Genomic DNA, 26,315 nt, shown 5'->3' with positions numbered 1-26,315 from the left:
TGGGGTTGAGACTCGCAGTTCCGCCCAGCGGAACGTCAGCGTTGTGGGGACGCGCGCCTGCGACCGTTCGCCTGGGGAGGTGACGGTCGTCGACCACTGGGGAGGGGTTGACAGATGTCAGAACTGCACGTTCGTGGACGCCATTCGCGTTCGCACATCCGCCGCACCGCGATCTGGGTTCTTCTGGGAACCCTGCTGGGGCTGATCGCCGTCGTCGTCACCGCCGGGGTGGTCGGCAATCGCGTCTACGCACAGGCGATGGATGCGAAGTCGTCGCTCGAACAGGCGATGCCGCTCGCATCCACGGTGCGCGACCAGATCCTCTCCGGCGACACCGCCACGTCGGCGGCCGCGATCGAACAGCTCACCGCGCTGACGGCGGATGCCAGGGCGCAGACCGATGACGGCATGTGGCGGCGCCTCGAGTGGTTGCCGATGATCGGCGACGATCTGCGCGCGATCCGCGTCGCCGCCGAGGTCACCGACGATCTGGCGACGGCCGTGATCGCGCCGGCATCCGAGCTCACCCTCAACGCGCTGAGGCCGGTCGACGGCGCGGTGGACCTCGCGGCGATCGCCCGGTTGCAGTCGAGGCTGGCCGATGCGTCGACGGCTCTCGATGACGCGACGACGGAGCTCGCCGGGCTCGACCGCCGCGATCTGCTGCCGCAGGTCGATGGGGCGCTCATGCAATTGACCGAAGCGCTGGGCGCGGTACGCCCCGTGCTCGGTGCCGCGGACGAGATCATCGGCGTGCTTCCGGCAGCGCTCGGCGCCGACGCGCCTCGCACATATCTGCTGGTGTTCCAGAACAACGCGGAGTCGCGGAGCACGGGCGGCATTCCGGCTGCCTTCGCGCTCGTGACGGCGGATGCGGGCGAGCTTCGCCTCACCCAGAGTGCATCGAGCGCAGACTTCCGCAGCGCGAGGCCATCGCCGATCATCCCGCTCGACCCGGGCCTTGAGGGGCTGTACGGCGACAAGGTGGGCCGCTGGGTCACCGATGCGACGATGAGCCCCGACTTCAGCGAGTCGGTCGACATCCTGCGCGTACTGGGAGGAGTCGTTCGGCACGCACGTGGATGCCGTGATCTCGTTCGACCCGGTCGCGCTGAGCTATCTGCTCGAGGCGACCGGACCTGTGACGGTTCCGGCGGCCACCGGATCGCCGGTGACCGTGACGAGCGAGAACGCCCTCGACGTGCTGCTGCACGAGGTTTACTCCCGGTTCGATGCCGAGGATCAGGATGCTTTCTTCGCCGCCACCGCGAAGGAGGTGTTCACCGTCCTCACCTCGGGCGCCGCTCCCCCGCAGGCGCTGCTGCAGGCGCTCACACGAGCGGTCGACGAGAACCGTCTCATGTACTCGCCGGCGAGCGACGCCGAGGCCGCGCTGGTCGGCGACTCGAAGCTCTCGGGGCGGCTGCCCGAGACCAATGACGAACGCACGCTCGTCGGGGTCTTCCTGAACGACTACACGGCAGCGAAGATGGACTACTTCATGCAGCTCGACGTCGCAGCGGCATCCACGCAGTGCATCTCGCCCGAGTCGCCGACGTTCACGACGACGGCGACGCTGACGAACACGGTGGCGGCCGACCAGGTCGCGGGGCTTCCCTGGTACGTCGACCCGCCGCTGTACTTCGCGCGCGGCACGGTCGCGACCTACGTCGTGTTCTACGGGCCCGTGGGCTCGACGTTCACCGGTGCCACCGTCGACGGCGAGCCCGTCCGCGGCACGGTGGTCGAGCACCTGGGGCGTGGCGCGGTGAAGATCGCGGTGCAGAACCTGCCCGCCCAGACGCACACGATCACGGCCACGTTCGCCGGTGAGGCGGGCACCTACGGTGCGCTCGAGGTGCAGCACACCCCCATGGTGCGCCCCGTCGACGTGGAGCTGATGCAGAGGGGTGTGAGTGAGATGGCATCGCTTCTTCAACCGCCGTTCCCCTCCCGGGCAACCGCCGCTCTCCCAGACGTAGACGGCACGTCGAAGCTGGAGCACGGTACGCGACGGGAAGGAACAGCAATGCGGCTTTCAGTGATCGGATGCGGGTACCTGGGAGCCGTGCATGCGGCTGCCATGGCATCCATCGGGCACCACGTCGTCGGGATCGACATCGACCAGCGCAAGATCGACGCGCTCTCGCGGGGCGAGGCGCCGTTCTTCGAACCGGGGCTGCAGGAGATCCTGTCGGAGGGCATGGCCTCGGGGCGGCTGGAGTTCACCACCGACATCGACGCCGCCGACGGCTCGGCCGTGCATTTCGTCGGTGTGGGGACGCCGCAGCAGCAGAGCGGTCACGCGGCCGACCTCACGTACGTGAACGAGGCGTTCGCGTCGCTGACCCCGCACCTGCGCGAGGGCGACATCGTCGCGGGCAAGTCGACGGTTCCGGTCGGGACGGCCGCGACGCTGGCCCCGAAGGTGTCGGATGCCGGCGCCACGCTGGTGTGGAACCCGGAGTTCCTGCGCGAGGGGTGGGCTGTGCAGGACACGATCGATCCGGACCGTCTCGTCGCCGGCGTCCTCGAGGGTGCCGAGGGCGAACGCGCCGCCGACATCCTGCGCGAAGTGTACGCGCCGGCGGTCGCGAAGGGCACGCCGTTCATCGTCACTGATTACGCCACGGCCGAGCTCGTGAAGGTGTCGGCGAACGCGTTCCTGGCGACGAAGATCTCGTTCATCAACGCGATGGCCGAGATCGCCGAGGTGACGGGAGCCGACGTGACGCTGCTCGCGGATGCGATCGGGCACGATGTGCGCATCGGCAGACGGTTCCTCGGTGCCGGTATCGGGTTCGGCGGCGGATGCCTGCCGAAGGACATCCGCGCGTTCGCCGCTCGGGCCGAGGAGCTCGGGCGCGGCGAGTCGGTGAACTTCCTGCGCGAGGTGGATGCCATCAACATGCGCCGCCGCGACCGGGCGGTGGAACTGGTGATCGAGGGGCTGGGCGGTTCGGTGTTCGGCAAGAAGATCGCCGTGCTCGGGGCAGCGTTCAAGCCGCACAGCGATGATGTGCGCGACTCGCCCGCGCTGGACGTGGCCGTGCGGTTGAACGGGCTCGGTGCCGAGATCGTCGTGACGGATCCGCGGGCGATCGACAACGCCCGGCGACTCCACCCGCAGCTGACGTATGTCGCCGACCGTGACGAGACGCTGCGCGACGCGGATGCCGTCGTGATGGTGACCGAGTGGGATGAGTACCGGCGCGAGATGGCACCCGAGCACGTCAGCACCTTGACGGACGGACGCGTCGTCGTCGACGGACGCAACGGACTGGATGCCGCCGCCTGGCGCGCCGCCGGCTGGACCTATTACGGCATGGGCCGCCCGTAGTCGGCGGCCTCATGCATCCGCGTCATACCCTTCAGCCTCCCGAAGGGTCGGCGATCAGCGACCTGTGATCAGGTGTCGCGGCGTGCCCTCGATGCGAGCGACCGCGATCTTCACCTCGACGAGCTCATCGGCGACCCTGTCGATGCGGGCTCCGAGCCTGCTCTCGACGGAGTCGATGCGCGAGTCCATCCGATGAATCATCCAGCCGAAGCCACCCGCAAGGGCAAGCAGGATCGAGACGGTGCTGACGAGCATCGTGATCGGTTCGACTGACATGTACACGCTCCCATTGTGCCCGAGTTCCCCGCAGGTGACCTTTGCAATCGACCATACGGATGACGCAGGGCGTGTGGCGAGGCGAAACCCCAAAGGCGTGCGCACCGGCCTCGATCTGCCTTCGGCGCGGGTCGAGTGGGTTCTGTGTGCGTCGACGGCGTCAACTGCGCGAAGCACGCACGGTCGGCCGGCGACCGCGCCGACGCTCGCGTGGCGCACGGGCGTCACGCAGCGGGTCTGAAGCGTTTCGGGGGCGGGTCGATACCGGCCCAGGCGTAACTCAAGGCCGCGCGTGGTCGCATCGGGAATGTCTCACCCGACGGATGGTGCAGGACGAAGTCGCCTGTGCCGTCGCGGGTGATCCACCACCCGCCGTGATGGAGAGTCATGTGATGGTATCGGCACAGCAGGATCCCGCGATCGATGTCGGTCCTGCCCTGATCTCGGTGCCATTCATCGATGTGGTGCGATTCGCAGTATGACGCTGGCCGGTCGCATGCTCGCCAACGGCATCCGCCGTCCCGGATCGCGAGAGCGATGCGCTGCTTCGGCGTGAACAGACGCTGCTCCCGCCCAACGTCGAGTGGATTTCCGCACGCATCGACCGTGACCGGCACGATCCCGGTGTCGCAGATGTGCTGATCGATGGACGACCCCGGAAGCGACAGCACGTGGTCCTCACTGTGCGCGACCGGTGCACCGCGGCCGTCGGCATCCACGACCTGCACGAGGCGCACTCCCGGCTGCCGCGCACCGAACACAGACTCGGCGTCGGCGCTCTCCGGCTCGACGCTGACGCCGTTCGACCCGCGCATCTCCACCGGCGCCGCGGTCCTGCTCCCGGTCGCGGCCGTGCTCTCAACAGGCATCGACCCGGTGATCGGTGCACGCCTCATTCCGCTGGCGTACTGGGCGCTGCTGCTCGTGGGGCTGGCGGTGCTCGGCTGCCGCATCGGCGGACGGTGGGCGGCTCTCGCCGCCGTTGCCGTCCCGCTCGCCTTCACCACCGGCGCCGGGAACTCCCCCATCCAAGGACCGGCGGATCTGCTGGGCGAGATCCCCGCGGCCGCTCTGCTCGTGTGGGCGCTGATCGTGCTGCCACGGCGCGCGTGGCTCGCCGGGCTCCTCGTCGGTCTCGCCGTGCAGGCGAAGCTCATCGCCCTGCTCGCAATGCCGGCGTTCGCCGTCGCGCTGTGGGTCAGTGCACCGGGTGCGTCTGTGCGAGAGCGGTTCGTGGCGACCCTGAAGCGATCGTGGGTGCCGCTGCTGTTCGTCGCTCTGCCGACGTTCCTGGTCGAGGTGTTCGCGCTGGTCTCGCGTGGTTCGTGCGCAGCGGCGGTCAGAACGTCGAACCCACGACGGTCGCGCAGAAGTTGCCGACCCTCGCCGGCTCATGGTCGCTGCCGGAATGGGCGGCCGTCGTGCTCGCGGTGATCTCGGTGATTCTGATCGCCGGGGCGCTGTTGACGACTCGAAGTGATCCCTCGGCACACACCGTCGGACTGTACCTGTGGCCCGCGGCTGTCGGCGCACTCGCGTTCGTCGGATGGTGGGCCACCGCCTCGCACCTGCCACTGTGGGTGCGGCATCCGGCTCCCGGCGTGTTCGCGTTCTTCCCGATCCTCGCGGCCTCGACTGCACGGGCTTGCGGAGTGCTGCTGCGGGGGCGGACGACGCGCGTGCTCGCGGTCGTCGCGGCGTCCGCCCTCGTCGTCGGAATCGGCACGGGTTCGGCGCTCCACGCCGTCACGTCGACCACCGCCGAGCGCTGGGAGACGCTCGCCGCCCAGCGCGCTGCCGTCGAGCCGCTCGCCGCGTGGGTCGACGAGAACGACGCGGCGTGGCTGTCCGCGCAGCCGTGGGGCGCCGCGGTCTCGGCGATCGTCCTGTCGGGGGCGCACGTCGGGCTGTTCGACGCCCCCGCGATGGACGGCATCCCGCGGCTGACCGGTGCCGAATGCACGACCGAGGTTCTCGCCGACAGCGGACGATACCGGATCTGCGCCGCGGAGTGACGTTCGGGCGACCGCGTGGACACGGGATCATCCCCGTATCCGGAGGAGATCGGGTGGGGCATACCCCCTTCGCGACGTCATCTTCAAGATAAACCGCTGAATGTCTATGCATCCCACGCCGGGTTGGGCTAGTGTGATCGGCATCCGAACTGCAAGACAGTGAGCATCGAGTGGGATCGATGCGAACAACCGTGATGTGGGATCACGTGTCTTCCAACCGTCACAAGGGGTTGTGACATTCGGATGCGCCGTGATGTGGGATCACGGTAACTGGGGATGAAACTGGGGAAGCAATGTCGCACTGGGGTATGCGTACATGCATTGCTCGGGGTGCACGGACATGACGTCCGTGGAGAACGCCCTGAGCCTGACACGCGAAGAACCGACCGCTGTCGCGGCCGTCGTTCCGAGCGTCCGGGTCGAGACGACCACGGCTCCCATGCCGCGCGTCTCGGCGACGCTGGAGCACCGTCTGCACTGGGAACGGGCGCACCGCGCCCGCCTCGGCCTGACGGATGCTGCCGTGATCGCGATCGCCTCAGGCGTCGCATCCGGAATCCAGCTTCATCTAGGTGAACCGCCCATGGATGTCGTGACGCGTGCTGCGCTGTTGGCGGCGGTGTGGTTCGCCACGCTGCTCGCCATGCGCACGAGCCTCACGGCTCTGTTCGGCTCGAGCACCGCCGAGTATCGAGGCATCGCGCATGCCTCGGGCCTCGCCATCGGACTGATGGCGGTAATGGCCCTTCTTCTCGGCTGGGACTCGATGCGGCTCACCGTGCTCATCACCCTCCCCATGGGCCTGCTCGGCCTTCTGATGAGTCGGTGGTCGTGGCGGCGCTGGCTGAGCAACCAGCGCCGCCATGGCCGTTTCACGTCGCGGACTCTTGTCGTCGGCAACCGCGATGAGGTCGAGTACGCCGTGCGAGCCCTGGAGCCGATCGGCATGTCCGGCTACCAGATCGTCGGCGCCACGCTGCTCGACGCCAACGCCCGCGAACTCGACCTCGGCCGCACGGTCGTGCCCGTGCTCGGCAACCTCACCTCCGTCGCGAGGGTCGCCGCCGAGCTCAGAGCCGACGCCGTGATCGTCGCAGGCCAACCTGATCACGAGCCCGACTTCGTCAAGCGGCTCAGCTGGCAGCTCGAGGGAATGGCGGCAGAGCTCGTTCTCTGCGATCGGCTCGCCGACGTCGTCGCCTCCCGGCTGTCGTTCGCAACGGTCGACGGACTCCCCATGATCAGAATGCGGATCGCGGAGTACGAAGGCACCAGGCACGCGGTCAAACGCGTCTTCGACGTGATCACCGCAGCTCTCGCGCTCGTCCCGATCGTCGTGATGACGCCGCTGCTCGGACTGCTGATCAAGCTCGATTCCCCCGGTCCCGTATTCTTCTTCCAGGAACGGGTGGGTCGGGACGGCAAGCCGTTTCAAATCGTCAAGTTCCGCTCCATGCACGCGGATGCCGAACAGCGACTCGCCGCGTTGAAGGCGAGCAACGAAGGCGCAGGCCTTCTGTTCAAGATGAAGGATGACCCGCGAATCACCCGCGTCGGCCGGATTCTGCGCAAACTTTCGCTCGACGAACTACCGCAGTTCTGGAATGTGCTCGCCGGCGAGATGAGCGTCGTCGGCCCTCGGCCACCGCTGCCGAGCGAAGTCAGCGACTACGACGACGACGTGGCACGCCGACTGTATGTGAGACCCGGAATCACGGGCCTATGGCAGGTATCGGGGCGCAGCGACCTGTCCTGGGCCGAGAGCGTGCGCCTCGACCTGCGATATGTGGAGAACTGGTCGATCTCGAACGACCTGCGGCTCATGTGGAGCACCGCCCGAGCCATGGTGCACCCCAGCGGGGCGTACTGATGCCCCGGCCGGTCCGCGAGATCGCGTAAGCCCGGCAGGAACGGGGCCTACCCCTCAGCCCCGTTCCTGCCGTCCCCGCACGGGCGCGGACACGCCGCATACTGCGACGTGTCAGTGCCCTTTGCTGTGCGCACGCACCTCGTGGGACACAATAGGGTGGTTCGACAAGACTCTGGAGACCTGTGACATTCCGTCAGATCCTTTCAGCGCTGCGTCAGCGGTGGTGGCTCATCCTTGCGGTGACCGTGCTCACGGTGCTCGGCACGCTCTTCTTCCTGAGCCGCACCACGCCGACGTTCTCATCGACAGCCACGCTGCGCACGAGCGCAGCCATGGCATCCGGCGAGCTCGAGAGCGCGTTCGGGGCGATCGCCGTCGACCTCGAGCCCGAGAGCCTCGCTTCGCCGGACGTGCTGGGCGCGGCCGCAGATATCACCGGCGAGTCGCCGACCTCGCTGTACGGGTCGGTGACGTGGGAATCAGTCGAAGGAGCCCGCCGTGACACTCTCACGATAACGGCGACGGCCACCGACCCCGGCACCGCCGAGCGGCGTGCATCAGCGGTGGCCGAGGCGTACGCGGCCTATGTCGCGACGCAGGTCGAGACCGGCGCTGCAACCCTTGCCGAGCAGATCGATGAGGCGACCAAAGAGGCGACCGTGCTGCAGGTGAAGGCCAACGCCGATCCTGATGATGCCATCGCCGCCGCATCTCTGGCGCGTGCGCTGCAGACCGTCGGCACGATGAGCACCCAACGCGATCTCATTACCCTCTCCGGCCCCGCGCTGACGTTGCAGACCGCCGCCTCACCGGCACAACGCGACGGGAGCCCTCCACTGATCCTGCTCGCCGTCGCCCTCCTCAGCGGTCTCATCGCCGGGACAGGGATCGCGCTGATCTGGTCGCAGTTCGACACGAGGGTGCGCACCGCCAAAGACCTGGAATCCATCCCCGGCGCCCCATACCTGGCCGAGCTGCCGCGGGATAGACGGTCCGTCCGCCAGACGCACCGGCTGCCGGCTCTGGACCGATCGCGCACAGCGCTCAACGAGGGACTGCGCGGACTGCGCACGAGCCTGCAGGTGCTGGAGCCTCGCCCCAGAGCCGCGTTCGTCTTCACAAGCGTCGAACCGGACGACGGCAAGACGTTCGTCGCAGCGAACCTGGCTGCGATCTGGGCTCGCGCGGGCAAGTCGACCATTCTCGTCGCCGGCGACCTGCGTCGCCCGAGCGTGGATCAGTACTTCGGCGAGGCCGCGGACGGACCGGGACTGGCGGATCTTCTCATCCGATCTCGTGAGCAGTCAGCACCCCTCAGCACGGACGAGATCCTCGGCACTCTCCGGACCACCGAAGTCGACGGCCTGCGTGTGCTGCCTTCCGGCCCGGAGCCGTCGGATCCGTCCGATCTGCTCGCCACCGATGCCCTGTCGCAGATAATCGCCACGCTGCGAGACGACGCCGACGTCGTGGTGATCGACTCGCCGCCGTCGTACGGTCTCGTCGATGCGGCGCTGCTGTCGAGGACCGCCTCGGGAGCCGTCGTGCTCGCACGCCTCGGGCGCACCAGACGCGAGCTGCTGAGCGAGACAGTCGAAGCCCTGACCGCCCGCGGTGTGCGTGTGCTCGGGCTCGTCGGCAACGGGTCGACGCGTCCCGTCCCCAGCTCGTACGACCGCTACTACACGTCGCCACGGGTGCAGGAGCCTTCCTCCGGGGGTTGATCGCACAGCGTCACCGCGCGGCCAGCCCGTCCACCACCTCGCGAATTGCCCGCACCCGCTCTCCCCAGACCGGCAGATCATCCGGCACCGCACCAGATGTCTCGTCAGCCAAGATGGACGAGACGGCGGATTCGGCGAACCCGTCCCCGTCAGCGACCGTCACCTGCGCGCGACGTTGCTCCCGAAACCCTGCGACCGGCGTACTCACGATCGGTCGTCCCACGGCCAGGTACTCATACAGCTTCAGAGGATCGAGAGAATCGGTGAAAGACGTGACGACGTGTGGCACGACGAGGGTCGTCGCGTGCTGGAGATAGCCGGGCACCTCGCCGAAGGGCTTCGCGCCCAGCAGCCTCACCGACGGCTCCGCCTTGAGGCGCTGAGTGTTCATGGCGCTGAGCGCGTTCGGCCCGACGAGCACGAGAGAAGCGCCGACAGCAGCGAGGGCTCGGCCGACGCGAATGCACAGGTCGACGTCGAGTCGGTCCTCGTGCAGGGTCCCCGCGTACACCGCGACGGGGGCGTCGGGCAGGTCCAGCGGTCGCGCGGCCGGACGGCTATACCGGGCGAGATCGACCGCGTTGGATATCAGGCGCACGTCGCGGATCCGCCCACGCGACCGCGCGAGCCCCTCCGAGCAGACGACGACTTCGTGCGCATCGCGCAGGAGTTCGGTATCGCCGCGCCGCAGCCGGGCGCTGATCCGGTCCGACCGCGCTGCCTCGGACCAGTCGTCTGTCATGTCGTACAGCGTCGGCCAGCCGGTGGCTGACGCTGCCGCAGACCACATCGGATCGTTGATCCACAGCACTGGGCGACGCCATTCCAGGCTGTCCACGGCCCGCATCATGCTTCGTCGGAGCATCCGATCGCTCACGGAGCCGAGCGCTCGCGGTACCCATTTGGTCGGCGCGAGCAGATGAAGGCGCCCCTCGTACGGCCGTCCGACGCGCAGGCCGGCTCCGCGACGAGGACGACGCCCGCTGCGCAGGGCGTGGAGCGGATCGGACGCCGGCTCGACGAAGAGAACCCGCAGGTCCGGATCCGTGCGCAGGAGGCCGTCGACCAGGTACTGGTTGCGTCGCCACACGTCGTCCCACGGCTCGAGCGAGATCACGACGAGGGCCGTCATCGGAGCACCTGCCGGTACACCTCGAGCGTCGCCTGAACCTGGTGCTCGGTCGTGAACTCCGCGCGCTGCCGGTCGCGCCCTGCCCGCGCTGTGGCGGTCCGCAACGCGGAGTCGTCGATCAGCTTCCGCAGGTGCCCGCCCGCGGCATCCCAGTCACCCGGGACGAACATTCGCGCGTCCGTCGTCGCACCGATCGTCTCCCTGTGCCCGCCCCCGTCCGCCGCGACGACGGCGACCTCATGCGCCATTGCCTCGAGCACGGAGAGCCCCAGTCCTTCGCGCGGTGTCGGAGCTATCAGGATCGCCGCCCTCCGGTACCACTCCGCCGGTGCGGACGCGAACCCGCAGAACTCGACGCTGCCACCCACACCGAGATCGGCGGCGAGCCGCTCGAGCTGCGCGCGTCGGCTCCCGTCTCCGAGCACGACGAACCGCCAGCCCCTCTCCGCGCCACCGCTCGTCGCCCAAGCTCTAACCGCCACCTCCGTGGCCTTCTCGGCCTCCAATCGCTGAACGGCCAGCACAATCGGCTCCGGCGCGGATGCACGGTCCGGGACCGGGGCCACTCCGGTATGCACCACCCTGCTCTCGACGCCGATGCGACGAGCCACGTAGTGCGAGACGCTCAACTCGGCGCGGAAACGCGATGCGGCCAGCCTTCCGGCCAACCTCGCAGGCGCCGATGCTCCCCGCGGAGCGGCGAAGTGACGCGTGCTCACCAGCGCCGTCCTTCGCGGCGCGAGCACCGCCGCGATCAGATCGGCATCCGTCATATGACTGTTGAGAACGTCGATCGTCCCCGCCCCGCGCAAAGAACGCACGGTCTCAGGGATGGTCGACCCCGGCATCCAGCGAACCCCGGGCACCGCCTCCGGCATGGTCGCGGCGTCCCCGCCAATCACCGTCACCTCAGCGCGGGCCGTCATCGCCTGAGCCGTCGTGGCGATGTAGCGCTCGACTCCGGCGAACGCCGACGAGCGCACCAGGTGCACGACCCTCACGGTCGCAGTCCTCTGGCGCATCGCTCCGGCCCGGCCCGATAGAGGTCTCGCCGGCGCGCCGCCTGCGCTCGCCTCTCGCCCTTCAGCACGAGCGCCCGTACCGCAGAGCCGATGACGATCGCCGCCCGATAAACCTGCCACCCGGAAGAGCCGAAGTGCTTGCGCACGTACGTCTCCGCGCTCGCGTGGAACAGCCGATCGCGGACATCGCTGTCGGAGCTGGTCGCACCGCCGACATGAGTCGCGTTCACGTCGGCCACCTCGATGCGCCACCCCTGATCGACGGCGCGCTTCTGCCAGTCGACCTCTTCGGCGTAGAGGAAGAACCGTTCGTCGAAGTCGCCGATGGCGCCCAGCGCCTCGGCGCGCAGCAGCAGCACCGACCCGATGGCGAAACCGTGAGCGCGGTTCAGCGCGCCCAGACCGACCGCCTCGACCCATGCCCGGAGCGGATGCGGGAACGGCCACCACACCCGGGCTCTCGCGCCGCGCTCCGGATCCGTCTGAGTGGCTCCGACAGCAGCCGTGGACGGCGACTCGTGCAGGCGTGCCTGCATCCGCTGAATGCCTGACATGGTGATTCGGGCATCCGGATTCAGCAACAGCACATCGGGCAGGTCGCCCTTCGCGCGAAGCGCGGCGAGCGCCACATTGACTCCGGCACCGAATCCGAGATTGGCCCCCGGGTCTATGTAGTCGGCTCCGTGCCGGGCTGCCACAGCGGCGGTCTGCGGAGACGAGGAGTTGTCGACGACAAGGGTCGTCAGCGCGCCGTCGAGCCGCGCAAGAGCGCCATCGAGGTCTCCCGGGTCACCGTACGCCACCACGACGACTACGGGATCGCGCGAGGCGGCTCGGTCGTTCGGGAGGACGACGCGCCGGTACATGTCGTCGTGGGCGCGAGACACCTCCTCCCACGTGAATCGCGTGGCGCGCCTCAGTCCGCGCTCGCGCAACCTCGTCCAGGTTTCCGTCGAGACGGCCTCGACGAGCGCCCGGGCGATGTCAGAGGCATCCCCCGGCTCTGCGAGAAGGCCGGCATCGTCCACGACATCGGGCAGCGCCCCGCTTCGGCTGGCGACGACGGGAACTCCGCATGCCATGGCTTCCACGGCGACCCGGCCGAACTGCTCCTTCCACGAGGGTGTGGGCACAGACGGCACGCACAGCACGTCCATGCGCCGGTAGCGATCGGCGAGCGCGGAACCGCTCGCGAATCCGGCGAAATCCACGCGATCGCTCACGCCGAGCTCGTCGGCGAGGCGCTGCAGCCGCCCGAGATCACGGCCGTCCCCGGTGATCTCGAGTCGCCATCCGGGCAGCTCGGCGATCGCGCGGAGCAGATGATCGACGCCCTTGTGCGCCTCGAGCCGTCCGACATAGCCGACCACCGGCGATCCGCCGGGAACCGCGCGTGCATCGTCGGGCTCGAGACTCGAGAGGTCGACGCCCAGCGGGATGAGCGGCGTCTCCCCGCGCAATCCTTTGCGGCGGAGGATCTGCCCTGCTTCACGATTGCACACGTATACGGCCGAGGCGCCGCGGAGCGCCCAGCGCTCGAACCAGCGGATCGGGATCGGATAGCGCTTATCGATGTTCTGCGCCGAATACAGCACGTAGGGAGAGCGGTTGCGCCGCAGCGCACGCAACAGCAACACCTCGGCGGTGACGAGCGCGAACGGCTCCTCGTGCAGGTCGATGAGATCCGGACGCCGCTTGATCAGGCGCCAGATAGGCCGCGGATCCATCAGGAACCCGTTCGGGTGAGAGCCGAGGGTGGGCGCAGCCGACACGAATCCGTCGCAGCCCGCCACCAGCTCTATGTCACGCCCGCCTTCGTTCCAGCGTCGTGCGGTCAGCAGCCGCAGCCTGTGCCCCCGGGCGACGAGTTGCCGCTCCCGCTCCCGCCATGCGTCGACGACCGCATGGTGCGCAATCCGCATGACCCGCACAGTTCCCCCAAGCTCCCCGGCCTCAGGCTTACCCCTACGGCCACTCTAGACCGAGACGCGCACATCCCGCCTAGAATCGCAACGTGATAGTTGAGAGGGAGCGAACCGATCTGCTTCAGCCGGTGCGCGTCCTCTATGTCTGCACCGCGAACCAGTGCCGCTCTCCCTTCGCCGAAGCCACTCTTCGGCGCGAAGCCGGGTCGAGGCCGGTCGAGGTGTCGTCGGCGGGGCTCATGGACGGGGCACGGCAGATGCGCCCGCACGGCATCGCCGTCGGGCGAGAACGCGGCCTCGACCTCACGACCCACCGCAGTCGGCCGCTCACAGCGATCGACCCCGCCGGATTCGATCTGATCCTGACGATGGAGCGCCTCCACTCGCGCGAGATCGCGGCGGAACACCCCCGGCTAGCCGCGCACACCTTCACCGTGAGGCAATTCGACCGGTGGTCGCTCGAACACCGGCGCCCTCGGCGAGCAGCTCTGCGGCCCTGGCTCGATCTGCACGGATCGACGAGACCCGTCCAGGAGATGCTCGGAGACTCCGTGAACGACGCCGTCCCCGATCCGTACGATGCCCCCGTCGCGGCCTGGCGGAGGATGGCCGATGTCTTCGACGCCCATGCCCGGCTCCTGATCGCCTGGCTGGAGGGACGCTAGATCACGTCGGCGAACTCGCGCTCCATGCGCTGGAACACGAGCAGTCCCGCGAGCGCCACGACGACGCCGGCGATCGGCAGAAGGACCAGTTGCCATGCTGACGGCGGCGCGGTGCCGAGGAAGGACCAGCGATACGCCTCGAGCAGCCACGCGATCGGATTCAGATCGACCAGCCAACGCAGCGAATCCGGCACCGCGTCGAGCGAGTACGCCACCGGTGATGCGTACAGCAGTATCTGCAGAAGCCAGGGGACGACATACGCGATATCGCGGTACTTCACAGTGCCCGCTGCCGCCGCCACGGCGATACCGCTCGCGAACAGGCAGGTGATCACCACCCACACCGGGGTCAGCAGTACCGCCCAGCCGGGCGTCACCCCGAACACGATCAGCAGCACGATCATCATCACGACCGCGACGGCGAAGTCCAGCAGCACGGAGATGATGCTCGAGAGGGGGACGAGTATCCGCGGAAAGTACACCTTCGAGACCAAGGCCTGATTGGCGACCAGGGAAGTCGAGGCCCGGCTGATGACGCCGTTGAATAGGTTCCAGCCGAGGAGCCCGGCGAAGCTGAATACGAGGTACGGAATGCCGTCGCTGGGCAGGCCGGCGATTCCGCCGAAGACGAGGCTGAAGATCCCCGCCGCCAGGAGCGGCTGGATGACGACCCAGGCGACGCCGACCGCGGTCTGCCGATAGCGCAGCAGGATATCCCTCTGGCCGAACCGGTAGAAGACCTCGCGGGCGCGCCAAAGCTCACCGAGATCGGGAAGCGGCAGCCTGCTGGGCGGCCGGATGATCGTGCGGCTCATGAACGCTCCTCGTAGACGAAGTCGGCGAGCACGACGCCGTGCTCCAATGCCTCATCCGATGTCATCTCGGGATAGGGCGACGACGGCAGCACGTCGAATGCCTCCGCGCCTTCCCAGATGTCGAGGAGCCCGGCCTGGCACACGTACATGTCAACCGTGTACCTCCCCGGCTTGAACCACAGTCCCTTGATCCTCAAGCGTCCGGAATGTGCCTCGCCGGGCTCGAACCACTGCCCTGTGAGGCGGGAGTCGCACTGCACGACGACGTTGCCGTTCACGTCATTGACATGGCACGACACGAAGTACTTCCCCACCGATTGGCCTGCGCCCAGATCGAACTCGATCACAGTATCGTCCGACGGATCCTGTGTCTGCTCGGTCACGGCGACTCTCGCGAAGCGGACCTGCCCGGTCCCCGGGCGACGATCGGCGTCGAGTTGCTCCTTCTGGAACGCTGCGAACGAGGCGCGATACCGGCTGAAAGCGGTGTCGACGTCGCCGAAGTAGGACAGCCGGCCGCTTTCGAGGAACATCGCCGAGGTGCACAGCGCGGTCACCGTATGCGCCTGGTGACTCACATAGAGCACGGTGCGTCCGCTTCGCGCGACGTCGCGCATCTTGGCCAGGGACTTCGCCTGGAACTCGGCGTCGCCGACGGCAAGGACCTCGTCGATGGCGAGGATCTCTGTCTCGAGATGAGCTGCGACCGAGAACGCCAGCCGGACATACATACCGGACGAGTACCGCTTGACGGGCGTCTCGAGGAACCTCTCCACACCCGAGAACCCGACGATCTCATCGAAGCTCTTCTTGATCTCCGAACGACTCATGCCCAGCAGCGCGCCGTTCAAGTAGATGTTCTCACGTCCGGTGAGTTCGGGGTGGAAGCCTGTGCCCACTTCGAGCAGCGACCCTACCCGCCCGCCGAGATCGATCAGGCCCGCCGAGGGCGCGGTGACGCGGGTGAGGAGCTTGAGGAGCGTGCTCTTGCCCGCTCCGTTGCGGCCGATGATCCCGACCGCTTCGCCCCAGGGGATGTCGAAGGTGATGTCTTCGAGCGCGTTGAACTCCTCGTACCGCGTCCGCGACATCGGGCTGCGGAGTCTGTGGAGCGCGGCCTCGGTGATCCGAGTGGGTCCGGTGCCGCCCTGCGCTATCCGGTAGGTTTTCGACAGACCCACCGTGCTGATCGCGGTATTGCGCATGTGCTGATGCCCCCCAGCTTGTCTCCCCAGACGTGCACGGCCCCCATGTCCGCGTGGGGATACTATCAGCAGAGCCGGACATGAGAACACGCTCGACGCGCGCTTTATCCGCGCGGATCGGCGGCCGAGCGGATCCAGGCGTCGATCGGCCCCACTGCTTGGGCCCAGGTCAGCTCGGCGAGCGCATACGATCGGGCAGCCGCGGGTGCCGCCTCAGCGCGGCGGTTGCGCAGCCGCGCCACGATCCACTCGGCCCACTCCCCCGGATCGGCCGAGACCAGGCACGGCGGCGAATCGACTCCGTTCGCCCCGTCGGGAGTCGCGGCTACCGCCGCCCCCGTCGCGAGCGACTCGGCGAATTTCACCGAAGCGCCGAGCCCTTCGAACACCGGGACGGCGACCACGGTCGCCGAAGCAGTGAGCGAGACGAGGTCATCGACCCTCCCAAGGACGGCGACCCCCGGGAGAGAAGACGGATCGGCACCCGTGCCCGCGATCTCCAGCCGCGCGTCCGGCACGTGCTCGCGCACCGACGGCCACACCTGGTCGAGCAGCCACTCGAGCCCGAGCCTGTTGGGATGCCACGACCAGTTCCCGAACGCGGCGACGATCGGATTCTCCCTGTCCAGCGGAGCATCGGGCCACTCCCGCGGATCGACACCCAGCGGCGCGACTATCACGGGCAGGCGCAGCTGCGGATGCGATCCGCGCAGTCGCTCGGCCTCGAGTGCGGAGCACGTCATGACCGCGGTGACGTGTTCGAATGCCTCCTGCTCTGCCTCCAGCTCATCATCGCGGAGCTCCACGATCCCGCGCTTGTCGTACCAGGTGCTGAGCACGTTGTGCACGTCGAGAAGGACGGGCCGCTCGACATGAAGTCCCGAGGGGAGCATCCAGCGGGAATCCACGTGAGAGACCACCACCGCGTCCGCATCTGCGGTCACGATCGCACGATGCATCCGGGCGACGAGCATCGGGACGGACCTGCCGCGCACGGCCACGCGGAATCGCCGGATAGGTGCGATCGTCTCGATCGAGGAAATGGATTGATCCGAATGCAGACTGATGACCTGGACCTCATGCCCGCGGCCGACGAGTCCGTTGATCTGATGGAACTGCCGGCGCTGCCCCCCCTGGCCTTCGCGGTCGGGGGTCTCCACGCTCACCCAGAGGATACGTGCCACAGCTCCCCCTTCGACGAAGCGACCGTCCTACGGGGCATCCCCGGCCCCCACGCCTGTATCGCGGCGATGGCCACGACGTAGTCGCTCTCGGTCTGCAGTCCCATGAAGGGAGGAGGCAGACCGCCGGCGAAACCGGTGTAGTTCACATCGAGCACCCGGATATCCCGGATGGTCGTCCAAGGAACCCGGACGCGAACCGCCGTCGCTACCATCGGGTCGAACGAGATGAGCGCGACGCGGTCCCAGAATTGATCCGATACGTCGGCGACCGTGCGCCACCGCCCGTTCTCGTCCCGAACGTCGATGCTGTATTCACGAAGCCCTGCCTGGCAGCACACGATGCTTCCCGACGCCACCGCGATCCGCTCGATCTCCCTGGGCTGGTCGAGCTCGATCGTCACCGACGGGTCCTCGTCGACCCTCCCGCCCTCCAGCCTGCCCGACCGCCAAGCCATGTACGGGTTGACAGTGCCCGATGTGATGACCTGCGCGTCGGTGTCCGGGTGGGTCGAGGACGCCTCGACCGCGAGCCCGCTCAGAACATCGTCGCCGAACGCCTCGACAGGCGATATCGACACCGCTCCCCCGTCGACGGCGGAGACGAACTGCACGGCTCCGGACAGCGGGATCCTCGCGACTCCGTCCTCGAGCCCGACGATGGTCACCGCCCCGTATTGGTCGGCGACTTTCACCTGCGGGCCCTCGGCCGAGACCAGAGCGTCGACTCGAGCATCGTCGGTCCAAATCGCGACCGCCGGATCGACGGCGCCGGTCAGGTGCATGGCGTGAGCCAGCGGGATGCCGGTGTCCATCGGGGCGGCCGCTTCGTAGCCCGCGAGCAGTCGGCTGACGGCGGCGAACGCGAGCCCGCCCGGCTTCACGAACGACCGGTACTGGATCAGCGACCAGCTCAGCCCGCTCTCGCCCCAGCCGCCCTCGGTGAAGAAGTACGTCCATCCGGCGATGTCGTCTTTCTTGTACCAGAGGAGCTTCCGGGCGATGTTCGCGGCTTGTGCCCAGTTCGCGAACGAACCATCGGCCGTCCAGCCCGACTCGGTGTCCCAGATCGGCAGGTCCCCGCATTCCGCACCGAGAGTGTGCCTCAATTGCTCGAACCCGGCGCCGGACAGCGTGAAGCCCTCCTGCTCCCATGAGCGGTTCCACCCCGTGTACGGATGCACCGCAAGCGCGTCCGCGCTGCTGCATATCCCGGCGGGCACCGCTTGAGCCCACCAGTCGACGGCGAAACCGAGCGTATTCCCTTCGATCACCCTCGCGGCAGGATCGGCACGGCGCACGCCGCGTGCGAACGGCGCGGCGACCTGCTGGGCGTACTCCGCCCCGGAACCGAAAGTGTTGTTGGGCTCGTTCCAGGGAGACCACGACGTGATCTGCGGAGCGTACCTGGCGAATCCGGCGGCCAGCACCTCCACCCATCCCTCCCAGGTGCTGGCGTCGACGGCCGCACGCTCGGCATCCCCGCCTTGGCCGACCTGCATGATCAGATCGATGTCCGCTTCCTCGGCCGCTGCCGCCGCACGTGCGATCTCGCCGAACGCGGTCTCGGGTGCTTCCCCTTCCGCGCCCGGAAGCGCTGCCCAGTTCACAGCGGAGGGGTCCGGCTGTCTGGATGGATACGCGATCAGTGCGCCGAAGTCCAGCTGGATCCGATGGCTGCCGGTGCCGAGCCGCGAGGCCAGCTCCACCCCGCGCAACGGTGCCGGGCCGCCCCAATCATCCCCGGGGCTGAGTCCCTCCAGATCCAATTCGAGACCCGGCGCGCCCACCGAATAACGGAGGCAGGTCGCGGAGACCGGTTGCTCGTCACCTTCGCGCGTCAGCCATGCGCTGACTTCGTAGGCACCGGGGAGCGTGGGGACCTCCAGCACGACCTCGCCCCCGCCCGACGGGGCTGCGGCGAGCCGGGCCTCCTGCACCACCGGGCGCGCCGAGAGGGGGTCTCCGGTCACCGTGTACGTCGCTACGAGGTCAGAGCCGCCGAGTTCGGCCCAACCGTCCTCGGCGCGCAGAGAGACGACGGGGCTGGCATCCGCATCGAAGTGGTTGAACGGTGCGGTGGTACTCAGCCCGATCCCGATCCCGAGTCGGGTCAGCCTCCCCTCCTCGGCGGCCGTCAGCGTCGTCGGCAGCGCCAGCGCGGCCCGCATCTCATCGCCGCTGAGCGCGGTCACCGCCGGCCCGTCCTCCCCGCTCCCGAGCACCCAGTAGCGTCCGTCCGCCTCGGCCAGGTCGCCCCATTCCCAGATATCAAGTCCGGCGGCTCCGTTCGGCCATCGCCCGACGCGCAGTCCGTCGGCATCGAGCCACTCGACTCCCTCGGCACTCGCCGCCAGGAACCCCTCGTCACCGGACCGGGTGACGAGGGACTGCAGCCGCAGCGGCGACGGCGTGCTCGGTTCCTCCGCCGGAGCGAACGGCGCAAAGAAGGAATCCACGTGGGTCGAAAGATCGGTGACCCGAAGCTGCGCGAGCTCCTGCCCGCCCGATACACCGGCGACGGAACTGCTGCCGACGCGTCCCAGGACCTGTGCAGGAGCGTCATCGACGACTCCGAGGACCTCGCCGTCGGTGCGGAACAGGTGCAGCAACGACTCGCCCTCGCTGACCACCAGAGCCGGTGACCCCTCGTAGTCGGGCAGCCAGGTCATCCCGGACAGCTCGAGCGGGTGCCCGGTCGTCAGATCGGATTCGGGAATGTCGAAGGATCCGCGCGGCTCGCCGTTGCGATCGAATGAGACGACGGCGCGGCGCCCCTGGTAGGAGTCGATGGCGTAGATCGTCCCGTCGGAGGCGATCTCCAGCGGACCGTTGTCGTGGCCCTCCATCATCGGATCCGGTCGGACATCGATTTCGATCGTAGACGCATATGCGCCCGTGGCACGGTCGTAGGAGATCAGCGCGGTCGCACCTGTCGCGGCTGCTCGCGCGACGACGGGGACCTCGTCGGTGACATAGATCTGTCCGACGGCGCCATCTCCGGCGCGATCGACCGGCCAGGTCTCGAATGCGGGCTCCGGTGCGTCCCGCGGGCGATCGGCGGTGATGCTGCTCACGAGCGCGCCCGGGAATCCGCAGACATCGGTCTCGCTCGTCGCCAGGGGAACTGCGAGTACGGGCGCCGGCGCTGGATGAGGTTCCGGCGCGACCAGAGTCACCGCGATCATCGCCGAAGACACGACAGCAGCCGCAGCCACGCTCCCCAGAAGCCATGCTCTCGTCCGCTTGCGCAACGACACTCCCCAGAACTGTCTCTCGCAACCCAGCGGCGGCGAGCCCGCCGCTCGTGCAAAGGATACTCCTCCGGCCTAACATGTGAGATGTGCGCGCATCCGAAGTGATGAAGCGAGTGCGCGGATTCGCGCTCTCCGCTCTCGGTCTCCTGGCGCTGATCGCCGTGGCCGCGGCACTCGGACTGCTCACCGTGCAGAACTCGACCTTCGCCGTCGGAGCCGCGATCGCCGTCCTCCTGATCGGAATCGCGGCGATCGATCTGTCCGCGATCCCCGTCCTCGCCGTGCCCGCGACGCTGGTGATGCTTCGGGTCGGCGGCGCGCTCAGCGTCAGCGACGTCGTGCTGATCCTCGCAACCGGGGTGTCATTGCTGATGATCAGGGCAAGGGAGCTCAGACCGATGCAGCCCCTGTTGTGGTCGGGCGCGATCTACTTGGCGACGGCCCTCCCCGTGCAGATCCTGCAGCCGTACACAGCGAACATCATGGAGTGGGCGCACGAATTGGTGCTTGTGCTCGGGAGCATGCTGGTGGGCTTCGTCATCGGACGCGAAGGCAAGGCGAAGCTCGCGATGAATGTGTACGTCGCCGCATGCTCAGCCATCGGAATCGCCGCAGCAGTCGTCGCGGCTCTGTCGTATGCGCGGACCGGCGCCTTCGAACCGGCGTATCTGCCCGAGTTGCACAAGAACACGATCGGCGGCATGCTCGCCGTCGCCGCTGTGATCGCGTTCGCCCGCCCCGTGTGGCTCGGGTGGAGCAGGCGATGGGCATACACCGTGCTCGCGCTGTGCGGCATCGGGATGCTCGCGGCCCAGTCACGCCAGGCCCTGATCGGAGCGGCCGTCGGCGTGCTGTTCATCGCGCTGCGTCCACGTCCGCAGACCGGCAGGAGGGCCTGGTGGGTGTGGCTGGCGGTCATCCCGGCGGTGATCTACGTGGTCTCAGAGGTCAACGCCCAGTTGAGCTCTGACAATCGGTTCAACTCGGCGCATCAGCGGCTCACGTGGTACCAGGACTCCATCGATGTCTGGAGCCAGTCCCCGGTATTCGGAGTGGGGCTGCGATGGTGGTATACCGACCGCTTCAGCGTCGCCTTCCAGCCGCCGAATGCGGAGCTGGAGGTGCTCACCTCCGTCGGCGTCGTCGGACTGCTCGGCTTCTTCGCCATGTTCGGCGGTGCGCTGTGGTTCCTGCTGCGGATGGATCCCGCGTACGGAACGGTCGGCGTCGCCGTCGTGCTCACCCGTTTCACCCAGGCGCAGTTCGACCTGTACTGGGTGGCGGGGCAGGCGTCGCTGCTGTGGATCATCGCCGGCGTCTGCTACGGAGTGCAAGCGCGCGACCGGGCGCTGGCGATCACCCGCGAGCTGCCGAGGCGACGCTGGTCACCGCATCGCGCGTCGGAGAAGGAACCGGCGGCCACATGACGAACGTCTTCCACATCATCACGCCCGGCGATCACTTCTCGCCGCGGACCGGCTCGGCTGTTCCCACAGTGGTGCACGGCCTTGCCGGCGGAATGGCCGAGTCGCCCTTCCACAACCACGTGATCGTTCAGGAGGGCACATATCAGCCGTACTACACCTCAGCGCCGGTCATCGAGTACCCGCGTCCGGTCGTGCCGACCCCATCCGGACGCTATCTGGACGGGGCACGAGGTCTGCTCGGTCTCCCACGCCGCAGCATCCAGCACTATTTCCAGCCGGCAGTCGACGCGCTGCAAGATCGGGAGCCGGGGATCGTGGTCGCGCACAACGCGCCGGCGGTCGGCAGGCTGCTGAAGCGCACGGCGCACCGCGGCGTGCTTCATGCGCACAACGACATCCTCCGCACCTACTCGCGCTACGAGGCGTCGCGCGCGCTGGAGGGCTTCGAGAGGATCGTGGCGGTCAGCGAGTCGTTGGCCGACCAGCTGACTCCGCATCTGCCGCCATCGCTGCGTGAGCGGTTGCGCGTCGTCGGCAACGGCGTCGACACCGGCATGTTCGTCCCCGGCCCGAACTCCGAGGGGCCGGTGCGAGTGATGTTCCTGGGCAGGGCGATCCCCGAGAAGGGACCGGATGTCCTGCTTAAGGCAGCACGGCTGATCGGACGGGACGACGTCGAGTTCGTCGTGGTCGGCAGCCACGAGTTCAACTCGACGACCGCGCTCTCCCCATACGAACAGCGGCTCCGCGCCCTCGCGGACGATGTTGCCGGCATCGTCAGGTTCGAGCCGTTCGTCGAGCGCACCGCGCTGCCCGCACTGCTGCAGACCGCGCACATCCTGGTCATCCCGTCCCGCTGGCCGGACCCCTGCCCCCTGACGATCGGCGAGGGCATGGCGACCGGCCTCGCCGTCGTGGCGGCCGACCGCGGCGGGATCCCGGAAGCGCTCGGCGATGCCGGGATCCTGTTCGACCCGGATCATCCCGATCAGCTCGCTGCCGTACTGACCGATCTCATCGCCCACCCGGCGCATCGAGCGGCACTCGCTGAGCGCGCTCGCGAGCGGGCCGTCGCCCACGACTGGGCGTGGAGCTGGACGGAATTCGAACGGGTGCTCGACGAGATCACGGACTGATACCGGCGCCGTCAGGCGACGACCGCGCGCCACACCGCTGCGTGCGCAGCGGCGCTGCGCTCCCAGGTGAATCCACTCGCCCACTCCCGTCCCTGCGCGACCACGTGCTTCCGCCGGAAGCCTGGTTCGAGGACGGCATCGATGCCCGCGGCGAGCTCGCCAGGTGAGGTCCCGACCAGGATGCCCGCAGGCCCCGCAACCTCGACGAGCGAACTCGTCCTGGCCACCACGACCGGCGCCCCGGCGGCCATCGCCTCAAGCACCGGCAGGCCGAAGCCTTCGTCATGGGATGGCACGACCACAGCTTCGGCAGTAGCCATCAGCCGAGGGAGCATCTCGGCCGGGACCCTCCCGACTATCTCGGCGCGGTCCATCCCGCCGAACAGCGAGGTGCGGCGCGGGTGCTCCGGGCCGGCGAGCACGAGCGACGTATCGCGATGCTTCGCTGACAGCGCCTCCCATGCGCCGGCAAGACCTTCGAGGTTCTTGCGCGCTGTCGCCCCGCCGGCGTGGAGGATGAACCGCTGCGGGATGCCGGCATCCGTGCGCTCCTGCGGACTGAGCGGCACCGCCGACCAGAATCTCGGGTCGATCCCGAGATGCGCGACATGCACGCGATCGAGACCGAAACGTCGGGCGACGTCGTCAGCGGTGAACTGGGAGACGCAGATGACCGCGGCTGCCGCGCGAAGCTCCTCCGCCGCATGGGCCGGCGGGTCGGCCTCGTCCTCGTATCGCCACGCCACGGTGTCATGCATCGTCAGGACCTCGTCCCGACCCGGCGGCAGCCCCAGCTCCATCCGGTGCACGAGAGCACCGCGGGGATAGACGAGCGCGCCGATGGCACGCCGCTGGCGCGTGTTCGCCCTGTTCAGCCAAGTGAGCGGGACCCGTCGGTTCCCCGCCAGATCCGAGCGCATCGAACGGAAGACGAGCCGTTCGACATTCCAGTGATCGCCGCGGCCGTTCAGCGCCGCGGCCGCGCGGGATGCGATCTGCTCCTGGTACTCCTGCGCGCCCATCGGCACAGAGGTCGCGATGGACGCGATGCACAGCCTGCTCATCCGAAGCCTCCGGCTATCCGATCGTAAATCGCTTCGTACCGGGCGGCGACATCAGCCCATCGGAAGCGTTCCACGTTGAGCGCGCCCTCCCGGGCGATGCGCTCCCGAAGAGAGCCGTCGCGTGCGATCCGCTCGAGCACACGCGCGAACCCCGTCTCATCTTCGGGGTCCACCAGCAACCCGTCGACACCGTCGCGTACGAGTCCGGGTATGCCGCCGCGGTCCGCCGCTACGAGCGGGCGTCGCGCGCGCCACGCCTCGAGCACGGCGATGCCGAACGCCTCGAACCTACTGGGCACCACGACCGCGAGCGCTCCCTCGAGCAACCCGGCCACGGCGGGCGGAGAAAGGCGCCCGAGCAGCCGGACCCGGGAAGAGAGGCCGAGCTCGTCGATCAGCGAACGCAGCGATGGAGCCAATCGCCCGTCGCCGCCGAGAACCAACTCCACGTCCGGTCCGAGCCCGGCTGCAGCAAAGGCGCGCACGAGCAGATCGAAGCCCTTGATGTGCTCGAGTCGTCCCGCCCCCGCGAAGTACACCGACGGGAGCCCGGCGGGCGGCTCCGCCGCGATCGACGGTTCCACGCCATTCGGCACGACCTCGCCGCGCCCGGCGGCGAGGCCGAATCGCCCGCGCAGATCATCCAGCACCACCGGGGAGCATCCGGTGACGGCTGCCGCATCACGCAGTGCCCGGCGCAGGGCGTGTTGTGCGATCGCCGACGAGCCGAAGACGTCGTCGTCGTCGGCGATCGTCTCGCCGTGGGAGCTCACCACCAGAGGCAACCCGCGCGACCGCGCGAACGCCGTCCCATAGGCGCCGTTCGGGCCGAAACACTGCACGTGCAGGATCTCCGGTCCGAAGTTCGCGATCGCCAGACTCCATGTGCGGCGTGCGGCAGCGAATGTTTGCGCGAACCGCAGGACCGCCCTCGTGTCGCGCGCCGGCAACGGCGCCGGCAGATCCCGGACGACGATATCCGAGTCCACCCGCTCACCGGGGACGCCATCGCGAGCCACGCTCCACACCTCGATGTCATGTCCTCGTCCCGCCAGTTCGCGGGCGACTTCCCGGACGTGGGTCTCGACGCCGCCGATGTACGGGGCGAAGGAACTGGTGACGAGCGCGACACGGGTCATGCTCCTCGTGCACCGATCGTCTTCACCCATTCGGAGATGTTCGCATCGAACACCTCCGAATCGAAGGCCTCGGCTCGCGTCGTGAGTGCCGCGGTGTCGATCTGCCGCACCCGCTCGAGCGCATCGCGAACCTCCGAACCGCCGAAGTCTTCCACCAGGAAGCCGGTGACCCCGTCGACCACGGTTTCGGCCGCACCGCCGAGACGGTTCGCGATCACCGGCGTACCTGCGGCCATGGCCTCGAGGGGCATGATGCCGAAGTCCTCGACCGGGGGGAACACGTACGCGACGGCACGCCGGTACAACTCGCGCAGCAGGTCATCGCTGGTGCGTCCGACGAACACGACGCGCACCCCGCGAGCCTCCGCTTGGTCCTCGAGCTCCCGGCGTCTCGGCCCGTCACCGGCGAGCACGACAGGCAGACCGCTGGTCGCACCGGCCGAGATCACGAGGTCGAGCCGCTTGTAGGTCACGAATCTCGACGCCCCGAGAAGGTACTCCGACGGCAGCCCGTCGAGCGTCGCGGCGTCCTCGGCCGACAGTGTCTCCGTCGCGGCGCCGAACGTCCGCACATCGACGGGCGGGTGGATGATCCGCGCATCGCGATCCCAGCACCGTTCGACCCGTTCCCGCACGAACTCGCTGACGACCGCGATGTCGGTCGCTTCCTGTGCGCGGCTCCGGTCGATCGCCCGCAACGGCAGAGACGCCAGACGCTGCGCGACGCCGTCCCCGCGGGTGTCCAGGTCCGGCTCCCAGATGTAGCGGGCCGGCGAGTGGCAGAACACGAGCTTGGCCATGTCTCGGTCACGGCCGGCGAACCGCGCATGGTGCGCGAAGAGATGAGAGCTTACGAGCATCCATTCCGCGTCCGTCGCGCCGAGGTGACGCCAGGCGGACAGCATCGCCGGGACGGCCACGGCCTTGTGCCGGCGCAGAGATGTGCGCGCGAGGAACGACTCGTGGACGCGCTCGGAGGCGAACCGATCCGGCGCGTCATTCCACAGCACGTGGATCGGGGCGTCGGGGAAAACCGCCGCGAACCGGTCGACGACCTTCTCGGCGCCGCCGACCTGCTCCAGCCACTCGTGGACGATGACGCCGCTCACCGCAACGCCTCTC

21 protein-coding genes and 2 pseudogenes are annotated in these 26,315 nt (G+C 68.4%); 11 read left to right on the top strand and 12 right to left on the bottom strand.

The features are described from left to right. Window positions 1–114: 114 nt before the first annotated feature. The 3 genes and pseudogenes from HWX58_RS15000 to HWX58_RS14995 form a co-directional block, all read left to right on the top strand. Window positions 115–1,032: pseudogene (locus HWX58_RS15000) on the top strand (DUF4012 domain-containing protein); the annotation flags it as partial. Window positions 1,033–1,078: 46 nt separating this feature from the next. After that, window positions 1,079–1,162 (top strand): annotated as a pseudogene (locus HWX58_RS15355) (DUF4012 domain-containing protein); the annotation flags it as partial. 867 nt (window positions 1,163–2,029) lie between these two features. After that, window positions 2,030–3,340, top strand: coding sequence for a UDP-glucose dehydrogenase family protein (locus HWX58_RS14995; protein ID WP_250646122.1), 1,311 nt, complete (start codon window positions 2,030–2,032; stop codon window positions 3,338–3,340). Between the two features lie 54 nt (window positions 3,341–3,394). Here HWX58_RS14995 and HWX58_RS03575 read toward each other — a convergent pair whose 3' ends face one another. Both HWX58_RS03575 and HWX58_RS03570 read right to left on the bottom strand, forming a co-directional pair. Further along, entirely contained in the window at window positions 3,395–3,616 is a 222-nt protein-coding gene (locus tag HWX58_RS03575; RefSeq protein WP_250646078.1) for a hypothetical protein, read from the bottom strand. Window positions 3,617–3,840: 224 nt separating this feature from the next. Beyond that, complete coding sequence (locus HWX58_RS03570; RefSeq protein WP_175985683.1) at window positions 3,841–4,485, bottom strand: HNH endonuclease signature motif containing protein; 645 nt, start codon at window positions 4,483–4,485, stop codon at window positions 3,841–3,843. Here HWX58_RS03570 and HWX58_RS03565 point away from each other — a divergent pair. The 4 genes from HWX58_RS03565 to HWX58_RS03550 all read left to right on the top strand — a co-directional run bounded on the left by HWX58_RS03565 (window position 4,469) and on the right by HWX58_RS03550 (window position 9,225). Further along, entirely contained in the window at window positions 4,469–5,050 is a 582-nt protein-coding gene (locus HWX58_RS03565) for a hypothetical protein (protein ID WP_175985682.1), read from the top strand. The two genes, HWX58_RS03570 and HWX58_RS03565, sit on opposite strands and share 17 nt — an antisense overlap. After that, window positions 5,038–5,631, top strand: a complete 594-nt coding sequence (locus HWX58_RS03560) for a hypothetical protein (RefSeq protein ID WP_175985681.1) — start codon at window positions 5,038–5,040, stop codon at window positions 5,629–5,631. Before HWX58_RS03565 ends, HWX58_RS03560 begins: the two co-directional genes overlap by 13 nt. Window positions 5,632–5,971: 340 nt before the next feature. Next, entirely contained in the window at window positions 5,972–7,501 is a 1,530-nt protein-coding gene (locus HWX58_RS03555) for a sugar transferase (RefSeq protein ID WP_175985680.1), read from the top strand. A gap of 182 nt (window positions 7,502–7,683) precedes the next feature. Next, complete coding sequence (locus HWX58_RS03550; RefSeq protein WP_175985679.1) at window positions 7,684–9,225, top strand: tyrosine-protein kinase domain-containing protein; 1,542 nt, start codon at window positions 7,684–7,686, stop codon at window positions 9,223–9,225. 10 nt (window positions 9,226–9,235) lie between these two features. Here HWX58_RS03550 and HWX58_RS03545 read toward each other — a convergent pair whose 3' ends face one another. Further along, window positions 9,236–10,063, bottom strand: coding sequence for a glycosyltransferase (locus HWX58_RS03545; protein WP_175985678.1), 828 nt, complete (start codon window positions 10,061–10,063; stop codon window positions 9,236–9,238). 81 nt (window positions 10,064–10,144) lie between these two features. On the opposite strand from HWX58_RS03545, the gene HWX58_RS03540 reads away from it, so the two are divergent. Continuing rightward, window positions 10,145–10,393, top strand: coding sequence for a hypothetical protein (locus HWX58_RS03540; RefSeq protein ID WP_175985677.1), 249 nt, complete (start codon window positions 10,145–10,147; stop codon window positions 10,391–10,393). On the opposite strand, the gene HWX58_RS03535 is transcribed toward HWX58_RS03540, so the two are convergent. Both HWX58_RS03535 and HWX58_RS03530 read right to left on the bottom strand, forming a co-directional pair. Continuing rightward, a complete protein-coding gene (locus HWX58_RS03535; protein WP_175985676.1) occupies window positions 10,354–11,358 on the bottom strand; it encodes a glycosyltransferase family 4 protein in 1,005 nt (334 codons plus the stop codon). The genes HWX58_RS03540 and HWX58_RS03535 overlap by 40 nt on opposite strands. Further along, entirely contained in the window at window positions 11,355–13,301 is a 1,947-nt protein-coding gene (locus HWX58_RS03530; RefSeq protein ID WP_250646077.1) for a glycosyltransferase, read from the bottom strand. The genes HWX58_RS03535 and HWX58_RS03530 overlap by 4 nt, the downstream gene beginning before the upstream one ends. A gap of 92 nt (window positions 13,302–13,393) precedes the next feature. On the opposite strand from HWX58_RS03530, the gene HWX58_RS03525 reads away from it, so the two are divergent. After that, complete coding sequence (locus HWX58_RS03525; RefSeq protein WP_175985675.1) at window positions 13,394–13,969, top strand: arsenate reductase/protein-tyrosine-phosphatase family protein; 576 nt, start codon at window positions 13,394–13,396, stop codon at window positions 13,967–13,969. On the opposite strand, the gene HWX58_RS03520 is transcribed toward HWX58_RS03525, so the two are convergent. The 4 genes from HWX58_RS03520 to HWX58_RS03505 form a co-directional block, all read right to left on the bottom strand. After that, complete coding sequence (locus tag HWX58_RS03520; protein WP_175985674.1) at window positions 13,966–14,784, bottom strand: ABC transporter permease; 819 nt, start codon at window positions 14,782–14,784, stop codon at window positions 13,966–13,968. The genes HWX58_RS03525 and HWX58_RS03520 overlap by 4 nt on opposite strands. After that, window positions 14,781–15,989 (bottom strand): ABC transporter ATP-binding protein, encoded by a 1,209-nt coding sequence (locus HWX58_RS03515; protein WP_175985673.1) that lies wholly within the window; start codon window positions 15,987–15,989, stop codon window positions 14,781–14,783. Before HWX58_RS03515 ends, HWX58_RS03520 begins: the two co-directional genes overlap by 4 nt. 104 nt (window positions 15,990–16,093) lie before the next feature. Beyond that, a complete protein-coding gene (locus HWX58_RS03510) occupies window positions 16,094–17,173 on the bottom strand; it encodes a glycosyltransferase family 4 protein (RefSeq protein ID WP_175985672.1) in 1,080 nt (359 codons plus the stop codon). Beyond that, window positions 17,152–20,247 carry a galactose-binding domain-containing protein gene (locus HWX58_RS03505; protein WP_175985671.1) on the bottom strand — a complete coding sequence of 1,032 codons (3,096 nt, stop codon included), beginning with the start codon at window positions 20,245–20,247 and terminating at the stop codon, window positions 17,152–17,154. Before HWX58_RS03505 ends, HWX58_RS03510 begins: the two co-directional genes overlap by 22 nt. 266 nt (window positions 20,248–20,513) lie before the next feature. Between HWX58_RS03505 and HWX58_RS03500 the strand changes: the two genes are divergently transcribed. Together HWX58_RS03500 and HWX58_RS03495 are read left to right on the top strand one after the other, a co-directional pair. After that, window positions 20,514–21,854 (top strand): O-antigen ligase family protein, encoded by a 1,341-nt coding sequence (locus HWX58_RS03500; protein ID WP_175985670.1) that lies wholly within the window; start codon window positions 20,514–20,516, stop codon window positions 21,852–21,854. Next, window positions 21,851–22,990, top strand: a complete 1,140-nt coding sequence (locus tag HWX58_RS03495; protein ID WP_175985669.1) for a glycosyltransferase family 4 protein — start codon at window positions 21,851–21,853, stop codon at window positions 22,988–22,990. The genes HWX58_RS03500 and HWX58_RS03495 overlap by 4 nt, the downstream gene beginning before the upstream one ends. 11 nt (window positions 22,991–23,001) lie before the next feature. On the opposite strand, the gene HWX58_RS03490 is transcribed toward HWX58_RS03495, so the two are convergent. The 3 genes from HWX58_RS03490 to HWX58_RS03480 are packed head-to-tail and all read right to left on the bottom strand — an operon-like array spanning window position 23,002 to window position 26,302. Then, complete coding sequence (locus HWX58_RS03490; RefSeq protein WP_175985668.1) at window positions 23,002–24,054, bottom strand: glycosyltransferase family 4 protein; 1,053 nt, start codon at window positions 24,052–24,054, stop codon at window positions 23,002–23,004. Further along, the gene (locus HWX58_RS03485; protein ID WP_175985667.1) at window positions 24,051–25,193 is read right to left on the bottom strand and encodes a glycosyltransferase family 4 protein; all 1,143 of its coding nucleotides are present in this window, start codon (window positions 25,191–25,193) and stop codon (window positions 24,051–24,053) included. Before HWX58_RS03485 ends, HWX58_RS03490 begins: the two co-directional genes overlap by 4 nt. Then, window positions 25,190–26,302, bottom strand: coding sequence for a glycosyltransferase (locus HWX58_RS03480; protein WP_175985666.1), 1,113 nt, complete (start codon window positions 26,300–26,302; stop codon window positions 25,190–25,192). Before HWX58_RS03480 ends, HWX58_RS03485 begins: the two co-directional genes overlap by 4 nt. Between the last annotated feature and the right edge of the window lie 13 nt (window positions 26,303–26,315).

This window comes from Microbacterium tenebrionis (assembly GCF_903645325.1).
Lineage (GTDB): Bacteria > Actinomycetota > Actinomycetes > Actinomycetales > Microbacteriaceae > Microbacterium > Microbacterium tenebrionis.
The sequence above is the reverse complement of the archived record's forward strand: the minus strand, read 5'-3'. Positions and strand labels throughout refer to the sequence as shown.

Bases quoted from the DNA above. Each gene is read 5' to 3' on its own strand.
- HWX58_RS03485 (WP_175985667.1), bottom strand. From the start codon at position 25,193: ATGACCCGTGTCGCGCTCGTCACCAGTTCCTTCGCCCCGTACATCGGC.
- HWX58_RS03495 (WP_175985669.1), top strand. From the start codon at position 21,851: ATGACGAACGTCTTCCACATCATCACGCCCGGCGATCACTTCTCGCCG.
- HWX58_RS03570 (WP_175985683.1), bottom strand. From the start codon at position 4,485: ATGCCTGTTGAGAGCACGGCCGCGACCGGGAGCAGGACCGCGGCGCCG.
- HWX58_RS03540 (WP_175985677.1), top strand. From the start codon at position 10,145: ATGAAGGCGCCCCTCGTACGGCCGTCCGACGCGCAGGCCGGCTCCGCG.
- HWX58_RS03520 (WP_175985674.1), bottom strand. From the start codon at position 14,784: ATGAGCCGCACGATCATCCGGCCGCCCAGCAGGCTGCCGCTTCCCGAT.
- HWX58_RS03575 (WP_250646078.1), bottom strand. From the start codon at position 3,616: ATGTCAGTCGAACCGATCACGATGCTCGTCAGCACCGTCTCGATCCTG.
- HWX58_RS03530 (WP_250646077.1), bottom strand. From the start codon at position 13,301: ATGCGGATTGCGCACCATGCGGTCGTCGACGCATGGCGGGAGCGGGAG.
- HWX58_RS03555 (WP_175985680.1), top strand. From the start codon at position 5,972: ATGACGTCCGTGGAGAACGCCCTGAGCCTGACACGCGAAGAACCGACC.
- HWX58_RS03490 (WP_175985668.1), bottom strand. From the start codon at position 24,054: ATGAGCAGGCTGTGCATCGCGTCCATCGCGACCTCTGTGCCGATGGGC.
- HWX58_RS03515 (WP_175985673.1), bottom strand. From the start codon at position 15,989: ATGCGCAATACCGCGATCAGCACGGTGGGTCTGTCGAAAACCTACCGG.
- HWX58_RS14995 (WP_250646122.1), top strand. From the start codon at position 2,030: ATGCGGCTTTCAGTGATCGGATGCGGGTACCTGGGAGCCGTGCATGCG.